Consider the following 16,984-nt stretch of genomic DNA (forward strand, 5'->3'; position numbering starts at 1 on the left):
AGGCGAAGGCGTCGACGGCATCCGCGGTCCGGGTCCGGCAGCTGACCAGGCGTCTCCCGGCGATCCGTCGCTGTCGGTGGCTGCTGCGATGCTGGCGGGATGACCCCTTGGAATCTGCTCACCCTCCACGACGCTCTGCGCGCGAGCTGGGCCGCCGACACGTGTTCCCCGGACGACCTCGCCCGCGCCGGATGGCAGCCGGACAACCCGGCCTGGGGGCACTGCGACATCACCGCCTTGGTCGTGAACGACATCTTCGGCGGCGACCTCATGGTCGGGGAGGTCCACTGCGGCAGCGATCAGCAGGGATTCCACTGGTGGAACCGGCTGCCCAGCGGTGCGGAACTCGACCTGACGCGCGAGCAGTTCCGCACGGGCCAGACCGTGACCGCAGCGCGGGTCGTCGAGCGGCCGCCGGGCCCTCTGCCTCGGCGCGGAAAGGAGTACCTCCTGCTGCGTGAGCGTGTCACCAGGCACCTCGGGCACCTCCCGGCGCCGGCGGCCTGACCGGCGAAAGCCGTGGTTCAGCTGCAGTTACCCGATGGCGGCTGCCGGGGCGAGCGCGGACACACGGCACTGCGCAGCACCGGCACGGTGACGCGGGCCGAGCCACCCGGTCGTGTGCCGTCGCGAGTCAGCAGGCAGCCGCCGCGGTGGATACGGCCGCGTGGACGGCCCGTGCCAGACGGGCCCCCCACAGGGAGCGGGGGCCGGCGAAAGCGTGGACGTCCTCGCCTCTGCGGGGCGTACGTGTGGCCACGCAGACCGCGTCGGTGGGTGTACCGGAGCAGTCGTAGCCGGCCCCGACCAGCGCCTGCACCTTGGCCTCGGTGGCCGTGGCGACGGCATTGACCAGCGCCGCGTCGGACAGCGCCACGGGAAGGGCGACGACGATGTTGACCGTGCCCGCCCGTAGCGGCGCCGCGGTGCCCTCGGCCGGGGATGCGGCCCATCCCCGTACGCCGAGGCCCGCCGTCGCCACCGCGTCGACTCCGCCGTCATGCGCGCTGCCGTGGGCCCGCACGTCGGCTGCCGTCATCAGGCCCACCCCCTCGCCCCGCGCGCCGGCTTCGTGGGCCAGCACGGCCAGGTGCCGGGCCGGGTCGGTACGCCGGTAACCGTGGGAGACCTGCGCGTTGAGGATCCAGGAACGTTCCCCGATGCCTCCGCCGAGGACAGCGCTGCTGATCATCCGCCAGCCGGGTCCCGGCCGCCACAAGAGAGCGTGCAGCCTCTCACCGTCCTCGACTCGGGACAGCTGCTGCACCCGCAGCAGTCGGGTGGCATCGCGGGACGACGGGATGACGGCACTCACCTGGCAGGTACTCCTCAGGACGAAATGAATCCGCTGATCGTACGGGCAGATCGTCATGGCGGGGACGGCGGCCGCAGGCGGTGGCGAGCATGCGCGCCCTGGCCGCTTCTGCAGGCTGACGCCCTCCTGCCGCACGCGAAATGAACGATGCATGTGCGCTATTCGTACGTCTCATTCGTTAGGATGGGGCTGGAGGTGCTTCATGTCCGAATTGTTCGACGCGGTGGATGCCCTGGTGGCGTCCCGGTCGTCGCTGCCGTCGCCGGCGGAGCGCCGGCGGCTGCGCCAGGCGCACGCCCTCACTCTGGACGAAGTGGCCGCCGCCCTGGGCGTGCGACGCGCGACCGTCGGCGACTGGGAATCGGGCAAGACCGAGCCGCGGCCGCCGCAGCGGGATGCGTACGCGCGCCTGCTCGAGCAGCTCGCACAGCTCTATCCCGCCACTGAAGACGTTGGTGCGCCGCAGGAGGACACGGCGGCGCCGAAGGCAGCCTCCGGCACGGCGCCGATGGCGCCGCCTGCGGCCTCGGGTGCGGTGCCCGCAGCCGCAGTCTCTGCCACATCAGGTACCACCGCGCCCGCTGTCCCCGCCGCCGCTCCCGCCTCGGCGGCGGCCCCGCGTCCGGCAGCCGCCTCCCGGCCTGCGCCGGCCTCCCGGCGTCCGGCCGCCGAGAAGGCCGCTCCGGCGGAGACGCCGCCGCCCGGTGGGGCGTACGCGCACGGCCCGCTGCTCGTCCTCGATGCCGACGCCGAGCGACATGTGACCGGCTACGGCGTCGGCGGCCTGATCCTGGATGTGCCCGCCAAGTCCCTTCCCGCGCTGGTGGAGTGGACGCTGGCCGAGGCGCGGCTCGGGGCGGAGCGGCTGCACGGCTCGGGCAAGGACGCCGACCCGCTGCTGGTGCTCACCGAGGCGGCGTGCGAGCGCTACGGCCTGCCCGCCCAGCTGTCGCACGAGGAGCGGCTGGCCGGGCGGCTCCCGGAGGGGCACAAGGTCGTCAAGCAGCTCCAGCGCGCGGACTGGCAGCTCACCAAGCGGGGGCTGGGGCCGTGGGCGCGGATCTACCGCCCCGTTCAGGGGGGCCGTCGGCGTTGCGTGCAGTTGTGCATTCCTTCGTGGCGCGCCCTCGACGACCGCGCGTGGGGCCATGCCGCCCGGTTGGAGCCGGCGGAGCTGGCCCGGGTGCTGGGTGTGTACGCGCAGCGGGTGATGACGCCGGTGGGGTCCACCGCGGTGACGGGGCTGCAGCTGATGACCGCGCTGAACCCGCCGACCCGTGCCGGCCGGCCGGACGAGGAAGGCAGGCGGCACCGCGAGCACCGGCCGGGGTCGCTGGGTACCGAGCCGGTGGACCCGGCGCCGTGCGAGGCGACCGACGGGCACCCCGTCCTGGCGCACCTGCCCCGCTTTCACGTGCGCGGCCCCGGCGAGAAGCTGTTCGAGGAGGCCTACGACTGGGCGCGGGATCTCACCGATGAGGAGTGCATGCGGCGCCACCTGGTCGGCATCGACGTGAACCTGGCGTTCGGTGCGGCCGCCAACGGCGCCGTCGTCGGCCTCGCGTCGCCGCCCGTGCACGTCACCGATCCGACTTTCGACGCCACGGTGCCCGGCTCCTGGCTGGTCGATCTCTCCCACGTCGACCTGAACCGGGTGAAGGTCGGCAAGCGGTGGCGGGACCTCGACGGTGACCTGCTGCCCAGCCCGTTCACGCCGACCGGCCGGCGTCCCGAGGGCCCGGCCTGGTACACCACGCCCACCGTGGCCTACGCCGTCGAGCTCGGCTACGAGGTGGCCCCGCTGGAGGCGTGGGTGCGGCCCGAGAGCGGCCGGTTCCTGGACGGCTGGTACAAGCGGCTGCGCGACGCCTACGTCGCCACCATGGCGGACCTGGGCGTCACCGAGAAGCTCTCCCCGGCCGCGTTCCTCAAGGCGATGGACGGCCACCGCGGCCGTGATCCGGAGCTGGCGCTCGTTCTCGGCGCCGTCAAGATGACCGTCAAGGGCGGCATCGGCAAGCTGCAGGAGAAGGCACGCGGCGGCGGCTGGAAACCGGGGCAGGCCTGGCCGGCTCTGGCCCGGCCGACGTGGCGCCCCGACATCCGGGCCACCGTGATCTCCCGGGCCCGGATCAACATGCACCGCAAGATGCTGCACCTGGCGGCGGCCACCGGCCGGTACCCGGTCGCGGTGCTCTCGGACTGCGCCGTGTACGCCGCCGACGGGCCCAGCCCGCTGGACGTCCTGCCCTACGACTCGGGCGGCAAGACCGTGCCCGGCTCCTTCCGGCTCGGCGTCTCCCCGGGGATGGTCAAGCACGAGGGCACCCAGAGCGTGCTGTGGGGAGCCAACGTGCTCGAGGAGCTCGCCGGTGACGGTCACGTCGCCAACCTCGCCCGCTACATCAAGACCGGCGAGGTCACCGCCAAGGACACCGGGGAATAGGGCGGTTACGGCGATGGTCACGATCGGCGAAGGACTCGACAAAGCCGTCCGGGGGGCGTTCACGCGTCCCGTCCCGAAGAGCGCCGGAGCGCAGATGCGTTACCTGGTCAAGCAGCACCAGCGCAGCACCCGGCGCGTGGCCGAGCTGCTCGGCGTCAGTCAGCGCACCGTCGAACGGTATGTGAAGAACCAGATCAGGAAGCCCCGGCCGGAGCTCGCCGGCCGCCTCGAGCGTGAGGTGCTCGTGCGCTGGCAGCCGCAGGTCAGGGCCAAGGCGAAGCAGGCCGCGGCCACCACCGGCGGCATCATGATCGACGTCCGGGCCCGGTTCGGCTACACCGCCGCCCCCGGCAGCACCGACGACGCCCGCGTGCGCCACCTCACCCTCGCCCTGCCACCCGGCCATGCCGCCCGTCTCTTCCAGGCCCAGGAAGCCGGTCTCACCGACGACCAGCTCCGCCAGGTCGCCGCCGAGGCCCTCGGCGAGGTCTACTTCCGCGACAACGGCCGCCGCGCCCACGGCCTCGAAGTCGAACTCACCGACCTGATCGACCTCGAGTTCGAGCTGTGACCGGCCCAGGGGCCGGACAGGACGGCGGGAAAGGGCCTTGGAGGGGATGTTCGTGGCTGCAGGGGCGCTGCGGGGAGCCGTGTCATCGGGTGGGCCGAACGGCGGCCACTGTCCCCTCGGCTGAGGCTCCCGGCCGGTCGGCTACGGCAGGGGCGGCAGGCTCGCAACGCCCGGGGCCGGGAGCGTCGATCCCAGCGCGGCGGCCTGCCGCGTCGTGATCCGCTGGATCACGGCGATCGCCAGGGCGGCCGCGGCCAGTTCCAGCCCCTCGGCCACCAAAAGCATGGCGAGCGAAGCCCGCTGCCCCGGCCCGCCGCTCACGGCGGCGACCAGCGCGTGCCCGATCCATGTCGCCCACCAGACGTTCACCAGCACCCGGTCGCGCGGTTGGGCCGCGCCGGGACCGCTCGCACGGAGGACGTCGAGGACCAGCCCCCGCGGCACCCACATGTTGATCACCGGGACCAGCCAGGAGAACACGGCCCACGGGGCCGACCCCGCAAGGGGGTTCGGGGACAGCGATCCTGCGACGCGCCGGGAGCGGGTGAACCAGACCAGGAACAGCGCCGCCGCCACGATCATCAGGTTCACGTACACCTGGGAGACCCGCCCCGACGTGCTCTCGGACGTGTCCAGCGGATGGGCCGCGTGCGCGCGCACGGTCACGGCCCGGGCGACGTCCGCCACGGCCGCCGCGGCCACGGCGGCCTGGGCGAAGCGGGCGGGCAGCCAGGGGGCCTTGACGGTGGGTCCGGACACGGGTGGATACCTGCCTGTCGTGGGGGCGCACAGGAACGTGGCCAGAGGTGATCGTCGGAGAAGCGGATCATAGGGCAGGTCGGGGCCGGTGCGGCCCGCTCGGTGCGGGCGCACGGCCGGGCCTGGCCCCCTGTCCTTCCCGCAAGGTCTCCCCCGTCACGCTCGGGACAGCGCATTTGCCTCCGCGGGGGCGCTTGCGGCGTCCGTCCCGGCGGGTCGGCCGGTCGGCCGCAGGGGGCATCCGGTGCCGACGCGCGTGGCCAGTTCGGCTCGCAGGGCGGTCAGTTCGGCGATCCGGGTGTCGACGACGCGGAGTTTCTCCTCGAAGAGCGTCGACAGTGCTTCCGCGGTGTCCGGCGCCTCGCGCAGCGCCTCGCCGTTGCGCGCGATCTCCGCCAGGGAGAATCCGAGTGCCTGCGCGGTGCGGACGTACTGGAGCCAGACCACCGTCTCCGGCGGGAAGTCGCGGTACCCGTTGGGCAGACGCCGGCCGGTGACGAGACCGACCTTCTCGTAGAACCGGATCGTGTCCCTGGTCATGCCTGCCTGCGCGGCAAGCTCACCGATGCGCATGCCCCTCCGTCGGATCTCGGGCTTGACCTTGGAGCGTGCTCCACTGTTTAGCGTGAGGCGCCGTCGTCAAGAGACCAAGCAGGAGCCTCGCCGTGAGCCGTCTTCGCCCCCCTTCCCGCCCAACCTACCTCCGCGTCGTCCGCGCGAGCGCCTGGTACGACCTGGTCGTCACCGCCGGGTTCGCGACTCCGTGGACCTACGTCCTGGTGCACGACACGCTGTCCTCGTGCGGCACGGCGCTCGGGCTCGGCGCCCTGCCCGAACTCGACCCGTGGCAGGTCCTGTTCGCCAACCTGATGGGCTCGGTGGTGGTCGTCTGGGCCGTTCTGCGGATCGTCAGACCGCTGCCGCAGCACGGACTGTTCGACGGCATCGCCCGGGCCCTGTTCGCGACGTGGCAGGCGTACGCACTCGCCCACGGGGTGTCGCGGCTGCTGTGGCTCTTCCTCGGCGTGGAGGTCGCGTTCGGCGTCCTCCAGCTCGCGCCGTGGAGCTTGCGAGCGATGAGGCGAGCGATGCGGCAGCCCCGGGACGGACACGCCCAGTCACCGCAGGCCGGGGCGATCAAGGCTCTCTTCGCCGGCCGATGGGTGAAGTTCCGTACGAAGGAGATGGAGAAGGCGAAGGCCGGCGCCTGGAGCCCGGAAGGTCCTGCGCCCGCCCCGTCCCTGAACACCAGGACGCAGCGGAAGCTCGTGGCGGCCCTGCGCGACGTCGTCGCCCGTGAGGTGCGCTTCAAGACCGCGGACGGCCCGGACGGCACCGAGCACGTCACCGCCACCGCCCCCTTCCGCACGCTGGTCACCAAGCTGTTCGGCGAGATGCGACCGCTGGTGAAGGACCTGCCGCCGGGCATGGAACTGCCGACGGCCAAGGACCTGAAGGACGCCCCCGACACCGACGTGAAGGCCGACTTCACGCTCAGGGGCGGCGAGTTGGACAGGGTGCGCGTCGACCTCGCCGGGCTGGCCGAGGACACCAAGGTCAAAAAGCTGGGCCTGACCCTGCGGATGGGACACGGCACCCGGCCCACCGTCCCGGCCGGTGCCACCGAACTGGACCTGAACGAACTCATGCAGGGCATGGTCCCCGGCCCGGCGGCCGGCGACGCCCTGGACCTCCCCCAGGATCAGCTCTGACCGCTTGAGCGGTGCCGTGCGCGCGAGGCGGGCGAGCCCGCGGCGGCGTCCCCGACGCCGACCACGGACTCGCCCGCTTCCTGCTCTCCGTCATGCCGCCGGCGACTGCATGTCGCCGGGGTCCGCGGCGGACGACCGGCGGCGGGTCAGGCGCAGGTCGGTCAGGGCGACGGTGACGGCCGAGGCGACCACGACGGCGTTGAGACACAGGGCGAGGCGCGGGCCGATGCCGGCCAGGGTGCCCGCCAGTGCCGTGCCGGCCGAACCGGCGGCCATCTTCAGCCCGGCCATCGTCACGAACACCTGCGCTCGGGCGTTGGGCGGGGAGTACACCGAGCGCACGGCCAGGGACGCGGTGAACAGGATGGCGCTCGTCGCTCCCGCCAGGGCGAAGGTCACCAGGGCGAGGACGTAACCGGGGGCCAGTGCGCACAGGCCGACCGCCACGGCGTTCGCGGCGATCAGCCGCAGCACCCAGCGCTCCGGTTCCCCGGTGAGGGGGAACGCGCCGGTCAGCAGCGCTCCGCAGAGGTTGCCGACGCCGTAGGCGGCGCCGAGGGCGGCGCCCGCGCCCGCCGAACCCTGGAGGTTGCGGCCGAGGACCACCGCGATCACCATCACGCCGCCGGTGCTGACCGACGTGATCATCGTGGCGATCATGACGCGGCGCAGCGGCCCCTTCCGGACGATCACGGTGAGGGCGTCCCGTACGGGCATCGAGCGCTGCCTCGCGGCGGCGGTGCGGCGTTCCTTCGGCAGCGCGAGCATCAGCAGGCCGGCCAGCACGCCGGCCGCGCCCAGCACGACGACCGCGGTCAGGGCCCCGGTCAGGGCGGTGATCGCGGCGACCGCGGCCGGACCGAGGATGTTGCTGCTTCCGTAGGTCGCCGAGTCCCACCCCTCGGCCCGGCGCTGGGCGCGGGTGTCCTCGCCGACGATCAGCGCGAGCCGGCTGCTGAGGCCCCCTGTCATCAGCGGATCGCACAGACCGCCGACGATGACGAGGAGACCCACGAGGACGACGGGCAGACGGCCCAGCGTCAGACCGGTCGCGGCGAGCATCAGCCCGAAGACGGTGAACGCGGCCGCCAGCCGGAACCTGGGGTCGCGGGCCTCCTCCAGCCAGCGCGCCATCCACGGCCCGGCGACGTTGGGCAGTGTGAGCAGGGCCGCCAGGACGCCGCCGAGCGCGGCCCCGCCGTGCCCCGGCCGGGCCAGCGTCAGCGCGACGAGCGCGACGGGAGCGCCACCGCTCGCCGAGCGTATGAGCGTCGCCGAGGTGAGGTACACCGCGAGCGAGAGCCCTCGCCGCTGCCGTGACTGCGCCTGCGCGTCCTGCGGTTGCGGCGCCGGGTCGTCGGCCCGGGCGGGTGCCCGCGGGGTGCCGGCCGGCTGCTGGTCCTTCGGCGCGTCGGCCACGTCCGGCGTGCGCAGGGGGGCGCGGGTCGTGTCGCCGTCGGCGTACTCGCGGCGCTCGCCTCCGGCGTGCGCGGATGCGGCGGACGTCGTGTCGTCCTCGGCGCGCTCGCGGCGCTCGCCTCCGGCGTGCGCGGATGCGGCGGACGTCGCGTCGCCCTCGGCGTGCTTACGGCGGTCGGGCGTGTCGTCTTCGTTCGGGGGGGTCCGGCCGTGGTGTTCGGACGCGCGGTCGCTGTTCGTGCCCGCGGGGGTCCGCCGGCCGCCGTCGGGCCTCACGCGACCGGGGCCGGGGTGCGGGTCCGCTCGGCCAGCAGCGGGAAACCGAAGAGGGTTTCCATGTCGGCCTTGACCGCCGTGCACGTCGCCTCGGCCTCGGCGGGTGTGGGGGCGAGGGCGCGCAGCATGCCGAACGAGTCGAAGTTGGTGCGCATGGGCGGTACCTCGTCGCCGGCGCGCACCCGGGCGTAGCCGGAGTGGAGGCGGGCGAGGAAGGGGGTGAACCAGGTGTCGGGGAGCTGGGCGGGCACGGTGGACTTCCTCGGTGCGGCGAGGAAGGAGTGCGAGGCCGAGCCCTTCAGGGGCAGGGGGCCGTCGGGCAGGGGGGCGCCGAGGAACAGGTCGACCAGGAGGGCGAAGACGTCCACGCCGGCGACGCTGCTGATGGTGTCGGGCAGGGAGCCGCCCGTCAGCCGGGGGTTGACCTCGATGAGCCGGAAGCCGGACGGGGTGTGCATCACCTCGACGTGGAAGATGCCGAGGTCGAGTCCGAGTGCGCGGCACACCTGGACGGCGTAGCGGCCGAGTGCGGCCTCGTCGGTGGCCGGCAGTCCGGAGGGGACGGTGCATCCCAGTTCCAGCACCGGGTTCTCCCGGCTCACCTTGCGGCTCGCGCACACGAGGGGGACCATGCGTCCGGCGGAGGCGGCGACCTCCACGGAGTACAGGTCCCCCGCGACCAGTTCCTCGACCAGATACCGCTCGTCGAGCTGGTGGGCCATGCCTTCGGTGAGTCCGTCGCGGTCGGCCGCCGCGGCGGCGAAGTGGGCCCGCACGGCTAAGGGGTCGCGGGCGATGGAGGTCACGGCCTTCCCGATGCCGAGGACCGGTTTCACGATCACCGGGTAGCCGATCGCCGCGGCGGCCTCCAGTGCTTCGGCGGCGTCGGTGACGACCCGGAAGCCGACGCTGGGCACCCCGCGTGCGTGCAGGATGCGGCGGCACTCGCCCTTGTCCCGGGCCGCGAGGGTGCCGGCCGGTGAGGTGCCGCGGGCGCCGATGCGGGCGGCGAGGTCGGCGGCGGCCTGTGCGCCGTAGCTCAGGGTGGAGAGCACCGCGTCGACGTCGGCGGGGTCCGCGCCGGAGGCGAGCAGTGCCGCGTACACCGTGTCGCCGTCCAGCGGGTCGGTGAACGCCGCGGTGTGGTCGGCGAGTTGGATGGCCTGTCCGCGCTGGGCCGGGGTGGCGGTGAAGTCGTAGAGGGGGCAGTGCAGGTAGGTCACGGTGTGACCGCATCGCTTCGCGTGGGCGAGTGCCTGGACGCCCAGACCTGTGGTCTCCACGAAGAGGAGGTGAGACATTGCGGCCCTTTCTCGTCGCGCGCGGCGGCGGGAAATCGATGGCGAACGGACGCGGGATGGCGTCGGCCATGAGAGGTGTTCCCCCGGAGCGGGATTCATGTGCGGCCGGTCGGGGCATGGTGGGGGTCCGCCGGCTGCCGTGTGCGGGCCCGGTCGGGGGCCGGTGCGCGTGACGTGGGCCGATGCGTGAACGCGCGGGGGAATTGGGGGGCGCACACTCCTCCGTGAGTGTGACCTGAGTCACACTTGCCTGGGTGATGTGTGATTCACGTGGTGCTGGTGACCCCGGGGGCAGTGAAAGTCCGGGGCTGTTCACAGGGCGCACGCGACACACCGCCCGAAGGCCCCATGGCGTTTCGGCGCTCCACGCACCATCGGGTCGAGGCCGGCCGGCCTCGACCGCAGGTTCGAGCGGGGGACCCCTGTGAGCCACAGCGCGCAAACCGAGACGACGGCCGGCTTAGCCAGGCCGCTGCTGTTACCGCTGGGAAGGCGGGCCGGCGACATCCGTACCGTCGTCTTCCACCCCCTGGGTGGCGGCCTCCTTCCCTATCTGGGGCTCGTCGCCCACCTCTCCCGCCATGGCCCCGTGTACGGCATCCGGGCGCTCGGCCTGGAGGAGGGCGAGGAACCGGACGCCCATATACCGGCCATGGCCGACCGTTACGCCGAGGCGGTGGCCGCGCTTGCCACCCCTGCCGACCTGTTCGTCGGCTGGTCCCTCGGCGGGCTGCTCGCCTTCGAGACGGCGCAGCGGCTGACCGGCGGGCACGCGCCCGACCTGGTGCTCGTCGACAGCAGTCCGGCACCCGTCGGCGACGGGCCCGAGGTCTACGACGCCGTGCGCCGCCAGGTGCTGAGCGAGGCCGCGGACCACATGGACGCGGGCGCTCTCGCCCGCACGGAGCGCACTGTCGACGCCCACCTCAAGGCCCGCACCCGCCACCGCGCGGACGGCCGGCATCCCGGCCGCACCCTGCTGATCACCTGTACCGGCAGTGACGATCCGCGGCAGGCCGCGCGCTGGTCGCCGCATCTCGCGGACGTCTGCGTCCGCTCCCTGGACACCGACCACTTCGGCGTCCTGCGCGCCCCGCACCTGAAGCAACTCCGTCTGCACATCCAGGAGTTCATCGCCGCTCGCGGCAACGGCGGTGCCCGGCGCACCGCGCCCGGCACGCAAGGGTGCAGAGCCGTGCCGGCTCCCCTGCGCTGACCGCTCCCCTGCGCTGACCGGCGCCGCTTTCCGACTGGCGTACCAAGCGACGCCCCTGTGCGCCCGGCCTCGCCGGCCGGCAGCCACCCGCGTCCCCTCCCCCCTCCCCCCTTTTTTCTTTTCCTCCCGTTACGGCGGTGTGCGTCACCGCCCTGCGCCCGGGACGGCGCACACCACTGTCCGTGGCGACGGCGCACACCGCTGCCCGCCGGCGGTCGTGCCCGGGTTCCGTTCACCTGCTCAGCACCCGTATCCGTATCCGTGTCCCGCTCCGCAAAGGAATGGCATGCAGCACGCACACCCCGCATCGCCCCACCTCACCGGCGTCGTGAAGAAGATCCTCGCGGCGGCCTCCGAACCCCCCGTCGACCCGGGCGGCCTGACGGACGACGAACCGCTCAACGGCGAACGTCTCCACATCAACTCCCTCACCCTCATCGGCCTCCTGGTCCAGGTCGAGGAGGAGACCGGCGTCGTCCTGTCCGACGAGCTGTTCGTGGGCCGGTCCTTCGCCACCGTCGCCGACGTCACCGCGATCGTCGAGCAGAGCAGCGAGGCCGCCGCATGAGCGAGGTCCCCCGCCGCTGGCGCAGCGTCCTTCCCCACCTCAAGCAGCCACTGCCGGCCGACCGCACCCAGCACTCCGGCACCGACGGAGGCATCGTGCAGGCGAACCTGCCGATGGAACTCGTCCGCCAGAGCGTGCGGCCGCGCGAGTACTGGGACATCCCCGAGGAGGTCGCCGACGCCTACCGGCGTTTTCGCCCCACCCCGCTGTGGCGGGCCCGCGCCTTCGAGAAGGCGGTGGGCGCCCGGGTGCCGGTCTGGGTGAAGTACGAGGGCGGCAACATCTCCGGCAGCCACAAGCTCAACACCGCGCTCGCCCAGGCCTACTACTACCACCGGGCGGGCGTCGAAGAGCTGGTCACCGGCACCGGCGCCGGCCAGTGGGGCACCGCGCTGGCCGCCGCCTGCGCCCGCTTCGGCATGCGCTGCACCGTCTTCATGGTCGGCACCAGCCTGGAACGCAAGCCCTACCGGGGCGTGTTGATGCGGATGCTCGGCGCGCGCGTCATCTCCAGCCCCAGCACCCTCACCGAGGTCGCCCGCTCCGGCCGGTCGGCGGGCAACAGCCTCTCGCTCGCGATCGGCGAGGCCGTCGAGTACGCCGCCCGCACCAACGGGGCGGCGTTCTGCATCGGCAGCGGTGAGACGTACAGCATCCTGCACCAGTCCGTGATCGGCCTGGAGGCCATCGACCAGCTCGCCGAGGAGGGGGGCGAGGTCGACGCCGTGGTCGGCTGCGTCGGAGCGGGCTCCAACTTCGGCGGCATCGCCCTGCCCTTTTACGCCGCGGCCGCCGCCGAGGGCACCGAAGCACCGGCACTGATCGCGGCGGAGTCCAGCACGACCCCCAAGCTCACCCGCGGCGTGTACGCCTACGACCGCACGGACGCCACCGGAACGTCCCCGCTGGAGGCCATGTACACCGTCGGCAGCGACTACGGCATTCCCGACTCCCATTCCGCGGGCCTGCGTTACCACGGTGCCGCCAAACTCGTCTCCGCGATGCGGCACGCGGGACAGGTCCGTGCGACCGCCGTCGACCAGGTCGCCGCCCTCGCCGCGGGCCGTGCCTTCACCACGTCGGAGATGACGCTGCCCGCCCCCGAGTCCGGACACGCCCTGGCCGCCGCCGCCTTGGCGGCGGGCGACGGCGGCGGGGACGGTGACGCCCCCCGCGCCCGCACCGGAGTCCTGGTCTGCGTGAGCGGCCACGGCTACCTGGACCTCGGCGCCTACCAGCAGTTCCTCGAGGGCGAGTTGGCCGACCGCGCGCCCGACCCGGCGGCGATCGCCGATGCCGTCGCGGGCCTGGCCCGTATCGACGCGGCCGCGGACGCCGAGACGGCGCCCGGCCGGATCACGGTCGCGGCGGCCGGACGGCCGACGGGCGCACCCGCCGGTCTCGAGGAGGTGCGGTGAGCGCCCCCGCCGTCCCGCGGACCGCCCCGCCGGCGGACCTGTGCGCCGACCTCCTGGACTGCCTCCAGGTCAACCTGGCCTGGCTGGCCCGCGCCGAGTACGGGGTCTCGCCGCTCGTCCTCGGCGCGCGCCTGGAGTTCGCGCCGCGCGACGCCGGCCCCGGCCGCCTGCCGACCGTCGATCCGGCCACCGGCACCCACCTGGAACGCAGTGCCGCTGCGCTCGGGCTGTCGCTCACCAAGGCGCGCACCCTCCCTCCCTGCGCCGCCGCCCTGCCGGCCGGCCCCGGCACCCTGTACGTGGTCGCCGACGCCTACCACCTGCCCTGGGTGCCGTACCACGGCCACGCCCACATGGACCACAGCTTCCTGCTCGACAGGGACGCCGCCGGGCGGGCCGTGGTGCGCGACGGCTACCACAACGACACCCCCTACGGTCCGGCCCGGCCCGGCATCTGGACCCTCACCGAGAAGGAACTCGCCCAGGCGCTGTGCGACGGCGCGCGCGTCCACCGCACGTCCCGCGCCGGGGCGCCGCAGGAGGCCACCGCGGTCGTGGCGGCCACGGCGGCGGCCGTCGAGTCGTACGTGCGCGCCTACCGCGAGCACCCCGACCGGCAAGAGGCCCTCGCCCGACTCACCCTGGAGACCTGGCTGCTGGCCCGGGCCCGGCGGCTGCACGCCGCACACCGGGCCGCCGCCGGCGACGTGGCACCGGCCGTCGCACAGCACCTGACGGCCTGGGGCAAACTGGCCGAGCACACCTTCCTGGCCCACCGCCGCGTCCAGCGCGGCCGGCCGGAACCCGCCGGCCCGCTGGAGAGGCTCGCCGAACTCCTGCACGCCGACTCCCAGGTGTTCACCGCGCCGTACCCGGTGCGCGAGGCCGCCCCGGCCACCGGCGACGTCGCCAGGGCGGCCACCGGCCTGCCGGACACGGACGCGGTGCGCAGGGCCGTCGCCGAAGAAGCCGCCGCCGTGCTGCGCGTGCCCGCCGCCGAGCTGCTGGCGGGCCGCCCGCTGACCGGGATACCGGGCTTCGGCTCCTTCCGGATGGTCGACATCGTCGAGCGGATCGAGCAACGGCTGGGCATCGAGTTCGACGCCGACGATCTCGTCCCCGAACACCTCCACGACCTCGACGGCCTGTGCCGCATCACCGCCCGCGCCCACCGGGAGACGCCGTGAAGCTGCTGCACGATCTGATCGACACCGCGGCGCGCCGCGCGCCGCACGCGCCCGCCGTCACCACCTCGCACGACGGCCTGACCCACGGTGAACTCGCCGTCGCCAGCCGGGCGGCCGCCCACTGGCTGCGCGGCCTCGGGGCCCGCCGCGGGGAACGCGTCGTGGTGGTGGCCCCCTCCACCGTCGAGGTCGCCGTCCTCGTCTATGCCGCCTCCCGGATCGGCGCCCCCTTCGCTCTGCTGCACGAACAGACCCGCGGGCGGGCCCTGGCTCACGTCCTGGACGACGCCGAACCCGTCCTCCTGCTCGCCGACGACGAGGACGCCCGGCGCCTGGCCGCCGAGCGGGGCATCACCGCCGCCCGCCTCTCGGACGTCCCGCGCGGCCCGGAGTCGACGCCCGGCCGGTCCGGGCCGGCCGCCGGCGAGCGGGGCGGCGACGCTCCGCTCCCGGTCGACCCGGTCTGCCTGATCTACACCTCCGGCACCACGGCAGCCCCGAAAGCCGTGGTCAGCACCCACCAGCAGGCGCTGTTCGCCGTCCACGCCATCCAGGGCGAACTGCGCTACCGCCCCGACGACGTGGTCTACAGCCCCCTTCCCCTCTCCTTCGACTACGGCCTCTACCAGGTGTTCCTCGGCGCCCTGAGCGGGGCCGCGGTACGGCTCGGGCTGCCCGCCGAGGTCGGGGCCACCCTGCTGCGCAACATCGAGGCCGCGCGCGCCACCGTCCTGGCCTCCGTGCCCGCCGTCGCCGAGACCCTGGCCAAGCTGGTGCGCCGCTCGCCCGGCCACGGCCTGCGGCTGCGGCTGCTCACCAACACCGGCGCCGCGATGCCCCCGCAGCCCCTCGCCGTGCTGCGGGCCGCCGTCCCGGGGCTGCGGGTGCAGCTCATGTTCGGGCTCACCGAGTGCAAACGCGCCGCCATCAACCCGCCGGACGCGGACCTGGAGCACCCCGGCAGCTGCGGCCGGGCCCTGCCCGGGACCGAGATCTACGCGGCCGGCCCGGACGGGGAGCGGCTGCCCGCGGGCGAGACGGGCGAACTGGTGGTGCGCGGGCCGCACGTCATGGCCGGCTACTGGCGCCGCCCCGAGCTGACCGCCCAGCGGTTCCCGCGCCGCGAGGGGCTCTTCCCCGAGCTGCGCACCGGCGATCACGGATGGCTCGACGAACACGGTTTCGTCCACTTCGCCGGCCGCCGCGACGACATCTACAAGGAGCGCGGATTCAGGGTCAGCGCCACCGAGGTGGAGGCCGCCGCCCGGCGCGTGGACGGCGTCGAACAGGCCGCCGTCCTGCCGCCGGCCGACGGCGCGCCCGCGGTCCTGGTGGTGGTCGGCGACCGCGGCCCCGCGGACGTCCTGGACGCCATGCGCGAGGAGATCGAGGAGTTCAAGGTGCCCGGCCGCTGCGTGCCGCTGCCCGCCCTGCCCCTGACCCGCAACGGCAAGGTCGACCGCAAGACCCTCGCCCAGGAGGTGGCCAGCCTTGTCTGACCCGACCACCGCCGTCCTGGCGGACACCGCCCGGCCCGGCGCCGTGGCCGCCCCCGGCCTCCTGACCGCGGCGGTCGGCGCCGCGCTGGAGGCGGGCGCCGAGACCCCGTGCTACGTGTACGACCTCGCGCGCGTCCGGGAGAACGCCGCCCGGCTGCGCGGGGCCCTGCCCGAGCCGGGCGACCTCTACTACTCCCTCAAGGCCAACTCCCACCCCGGCGTCCTGCGCACCCTCAGGCAGGCCGGGACCCTGCCCGAAGTGTGCTCCCCCGGCGAACTCGACGCCGCGCTCGACGCCGGCTGGGACGCCGGGCAGGTCCTGTACACCGGGCCCGGCAAACGCGACCAGGACATCGAGCGGGCGCTGGAGAAGGGGGTCCGCGAGTTCTGCGCCGACTCCCCCACCGGCCTCGACCAGCTGGACCGGCTCGCCGGCCGGGCGGGGGTGCGGACACGGACGCTGCTGCGCGTCAACGACGACCGTCCCGCCGCCGGGCAGGGCCTGGCCATGACCGGGGTCGCCTCCCAGTTCGGCGCCGACACACGGTGGATCGCCGAGGAACCGGAGCGCTTCGGGGACCGGCCCCACGCCGAGGTCACCGGCCTGCACCTCTACATGGGCACCAACCTCACCCACGTACCCGACCTGCTGGCGCAGTTCCGGCAGTCCCTCACCACGGCCGGCCGGCTGCGCGCCGTCCTGGCCCCGCACACCGCGCGGCTGGACACCACCCTCGACCTGGGCGGCGGCTTCGGCGCCCCCTTCGCCAAGGAGGGTGAGGCCACCGACCTGACCGGCCTGCGCGAAGGGCTCGCCGAACTCCTCGACGCCGGCGCACCCGGCTGGCGTGACGGCACCCCCCGCCCGGCATACGAGTCCGGCCGTCACCTGGTGGGCGACGCCGGCACGCTGCTCACCCGGGTCCTCGACGTGAAACGGTCGCACGGCCGGGACGTCGCCGTCCTGGAGTCCGGCATCAACCACCTCGGCGGCATGGCCGGCCTGCGCCGCCTGCCACCGCTCAACCCGACCCTGGTCACCGGCGCGGCAGGACGCGGCGAACCGCGGCCCACCCTGGTCACCGGCCCCCTGTGCACCCCGCTGGACACCTGGGCGCGCCAGGCGCCGCTGCCCGCGCTGCGCCCCGGCGACCTGCTCGCCGTCCCCAATGTCGGCGCCTACGGGCTGTCCGCCAGCCTGCTCGCCTTCCTGGGCCATCCCGCCCCGCTCGAAGTCGCCGTCGACGGCGACGCCGCACCGCACCTGACCCGTCTCACCCTCACCCGGAAGGGCTGA

General features: G+C 74.1%; 14 protein-coding genes and 1 pseudogene. 10 read left to right on the forward strand and 5 right to left on the reverse strand.

Features of this window, described 5'->3' with window-relative positions:
* Positions 1–99 precede the first annotated feature (99 nt).
* Positions 100–507, forward strand: a complete 408-nt coding sequence (locus tag B446_RS00350; protein WP_020937403.1) for a YunG family protein — start codon at positions 100–102, stop codon at positions 505–507.
* Between the two features lie 127 nt (positions 508–634).
* On the opposite strand, the gene B446_RS00355 is transcribed toward B446_RS00350, so the two are convergent.
* Positions 635–1,315, reverse strand: coding sequence for an adenosylcobinamide amidohydrolase (locus B446_RS00355; RefSeq protein ID WP_020937404.1), 681 nt, complete (start codon positions 1,313–1,315; stop codon positions 635–637).
* A gap of 202 nt (positions 1,316–1,517) precedes the next feature.
* On the opposite strand from B446_RS00355, the gene tap reads away from it, so the two are divergent.
* A complete protein-coding gene (tap, locus tag B446_RS00360) occupies positions 1,518–3,761 on the forward strand; it encodes a telomere-associated protein Tap (protein ID WP_020943820.1) in 2,244 nt (747 codons plus the stop codon).
* 13 nt (positions 3,762–3,774) lie between these two features.
* On the forward strand, positions 3,775–4,332 hold the full coding sequence (tpg, locus tag B446_RS00365; protein WP_020937406.1) for a telomere-protecting terminal protein Tpg: 558 nt from the start codon (positions 3,775–3,777) through the stop codon (positions 4,330–4,332).
* Positions 4,333–4,473: 141 nt separating this feature from the next.
* On the opposite strand, the gene B446_RS00370 is transcribed toward tpg, so the two are convergent.
* Complete coding sequence (locus tag B446_RS00370) at positions 4,474–5,091, reverse strand: DUF4328 domain-containing protein (protein ID WP_020937407.1); 618 nt, start codon at positions 5,089–5,091, stop codon at positions 4,474–4,476.
* Positions 5,092–5,247: 156 nt separating this feature from the next.
* Positions 5,248–5,664 (reverse strand): MerR family transcriptional regulator, encoded by a 417-nt coding sequence (locus tag B446_RS00375; protein WP_020937408.1) that lies wholly within the window; start codon positions 5,662–5,664, stop codon positions 5,248–5,250.
* Positions 5,665–5,756: 92 nt separating this feature from the next.
* On the opposite strand from B446_RS00375, the pseudogene B446_RS37900 reads away from it, so the two are divergent.
* A pseudogene (locus B446_RS37900) lies at positions 5,757–6,194 on the forward strand (hypothetical protein); the annotation flags it as partial.
* Positions 6,195–6,893: 699 nt separating this feature from the next.
* Here the strand turns inward: B446_RS37900 and B446_RS00390 are convergent.
* Both B446_RS00390 and B446_RS00395 read right to left on the reverse strand, forming a co-directional pair.
* Positions 6,894–8,498, reverse strand: coding sequence for an MFS transporter (locus B446_RS00390; RefSeq protein WP_020937410.1), 1,605 nt, complete (start codon positions 8,496–8,498; stop codon positions 6,894–6,896).
* The gene (locus tag B446_RS00395; RefSeq protein ID WP_020937411.1) at positions 8,495–9,799 is read right to left on the reverse strand and encodes an ATP-grasp domain-containing protein; all 1,305 of its coding nucleotides are present in this window, start codon (positions 9,797–9,799) and stop codon (positions 8,495–8,497) included. The genes B446_RS00390 and B446_RS00395 overlap by 4 nt, the downstream gene beginning before the upstream one ends.
* A gap of 424 nt (positions 9,800–10,223) precedes the next feature.
* Here B446_RS00395 and B446_RS35950 point away from each other — a divergent pair, with 424 nt between their 5' ends.
* From B446_RS35950 to B446_RS00425, 6 genes are all read left to right on the forward strand, one after another.
* Entirely contained in the window at positions 10,224–11,015 is a 792-nt protein-coding gene (locus tag B446_RS35950) for a thioesterase domain-containing protein (RefSeq protein ID WP_078614579.1), read from the forward strand.
* 286 nt (positions 11,016–11,301) lie between these two features.
* Positions 11,302–11,583 (forward strand): acyl carrier protein, encoded by a 282-nt coding sequence (locus tag B446_RS00405; protein ID WP_020937413.1) that lies wholly within the window; start codon positions 11,302–11,304, stop codon positions 11,581–11,583.
* Entirely contained in the window at positions 11,580–13,001 is a 1,422-nt protein-coding gene (locus tag B446_RS00410; protein ID WP_020937414.1) for a TrpB-like pyridoxal phosphate-dependent enzyme, read from the forward strand. Before B446_RS00405 ends, B446_RS00410 begins: the two co-directional genes overlap by 4 nt.
* Complete coding sequence (locus tag B446_RS00415; RefSeq protein WP_020937415.1) at positions 12,998–14,188, forward strand: acyl carrier protein; 1,191 nt, start codon at positions 12,998–13,000, stop codon at positions 14,186–14,188. Before B446_RS00410 ends, B446_RS00415 begins: the two co-directional genes overlap by 4 nt.
* A complete protein-coding gene (locus B446_RS00420) occupies positions 14,185–15,687 on the forward strand; it encodes a class I adenylate-forming enzyme family protein (protein WP_020937416.1) in 1,503 nt (500 codons plus the stop codon). Before B446_RS00415 ends, B446_RS00420 begins: the two co-directional genes overlap by 4 nt.
* Positions 15,680–16,984: an Orn/DAP/Arg decarboxylase 2 gene (locus tag B446_RS00425; RefSeq protein WP_020937417.1), complete on the forward strand. Its 1,305-nt coding sequence runs from the start codon at positions 15,680–15,682 to the stop codon at positions 16,982–16,984. The genes B446_RS00420 and B446_RS00425 overlap by 8 nt, the downstream gene beginning before the upstream one ends.

Origin of the sequence: Streptomyces collinus Tu 365, assembly GCF_000444875.1 — a bacterium.
GTDB classification, from domain to species: domain Bacteria; phylum Actinomycetota; class Actinomycetes; order Streptomycetales; family Streptomycetaceae; genus Streptomyces; species Streptomyces collinus_A.

Excerpts from the sequence above, each read along its gene's own strand:
- B446_RS00375 (WP_020937408.1), bottom strand. The coding sequence starts at position 5,664 with ATGCGCATCGGTGAGCTTGCCGCGCAGGCAGGCATGACCAGGGACACG.
- B446_RS00350 (WP_020937403.1), top strand. The coding sequence starts at position 100 with ATGACCCCTTGGAATCTGCTCACCCTCCACGACGCTCTGCGCGCGAGC.
- B446_RS00395 (WP_020937411.1), bottom strand. The coding sequence starts at position 9,799 with ATGTCTCACCTCCTCTTCGTGGAGACCACAGGTCTGGGCGTCCAGGCA.
- B446_RS00410 (WP_020937414.1), top strand. The coding sequence starts at position 11,580 with ATGAGCGAGGTCCCCCGCCGCTGGCGCAGCGTCCTTCCCCACCTCAAG.
- tap (WP_020943820.1), top strand. The coding sequence starts at position 1,518 with ATGTCCGAATTGTTCGACGCGGTGGATGCCCTGGTGGCGTCCCGGTCG.
- B446_RS00405 (WP_020937413.1), top strand. The coding sequence starts at position 11,302 with ATGCAGCACGCACACCCCGCATCGCCCCACCTCACCGGCGTCGTGAAG.
- tpg (WP_020937406.1), top strand. The coding sequence starts at position 3,775 with ATGGTCACGATCGGCGAAGGACTCGACAAAGCCGTCCGGGGGGCGTTC.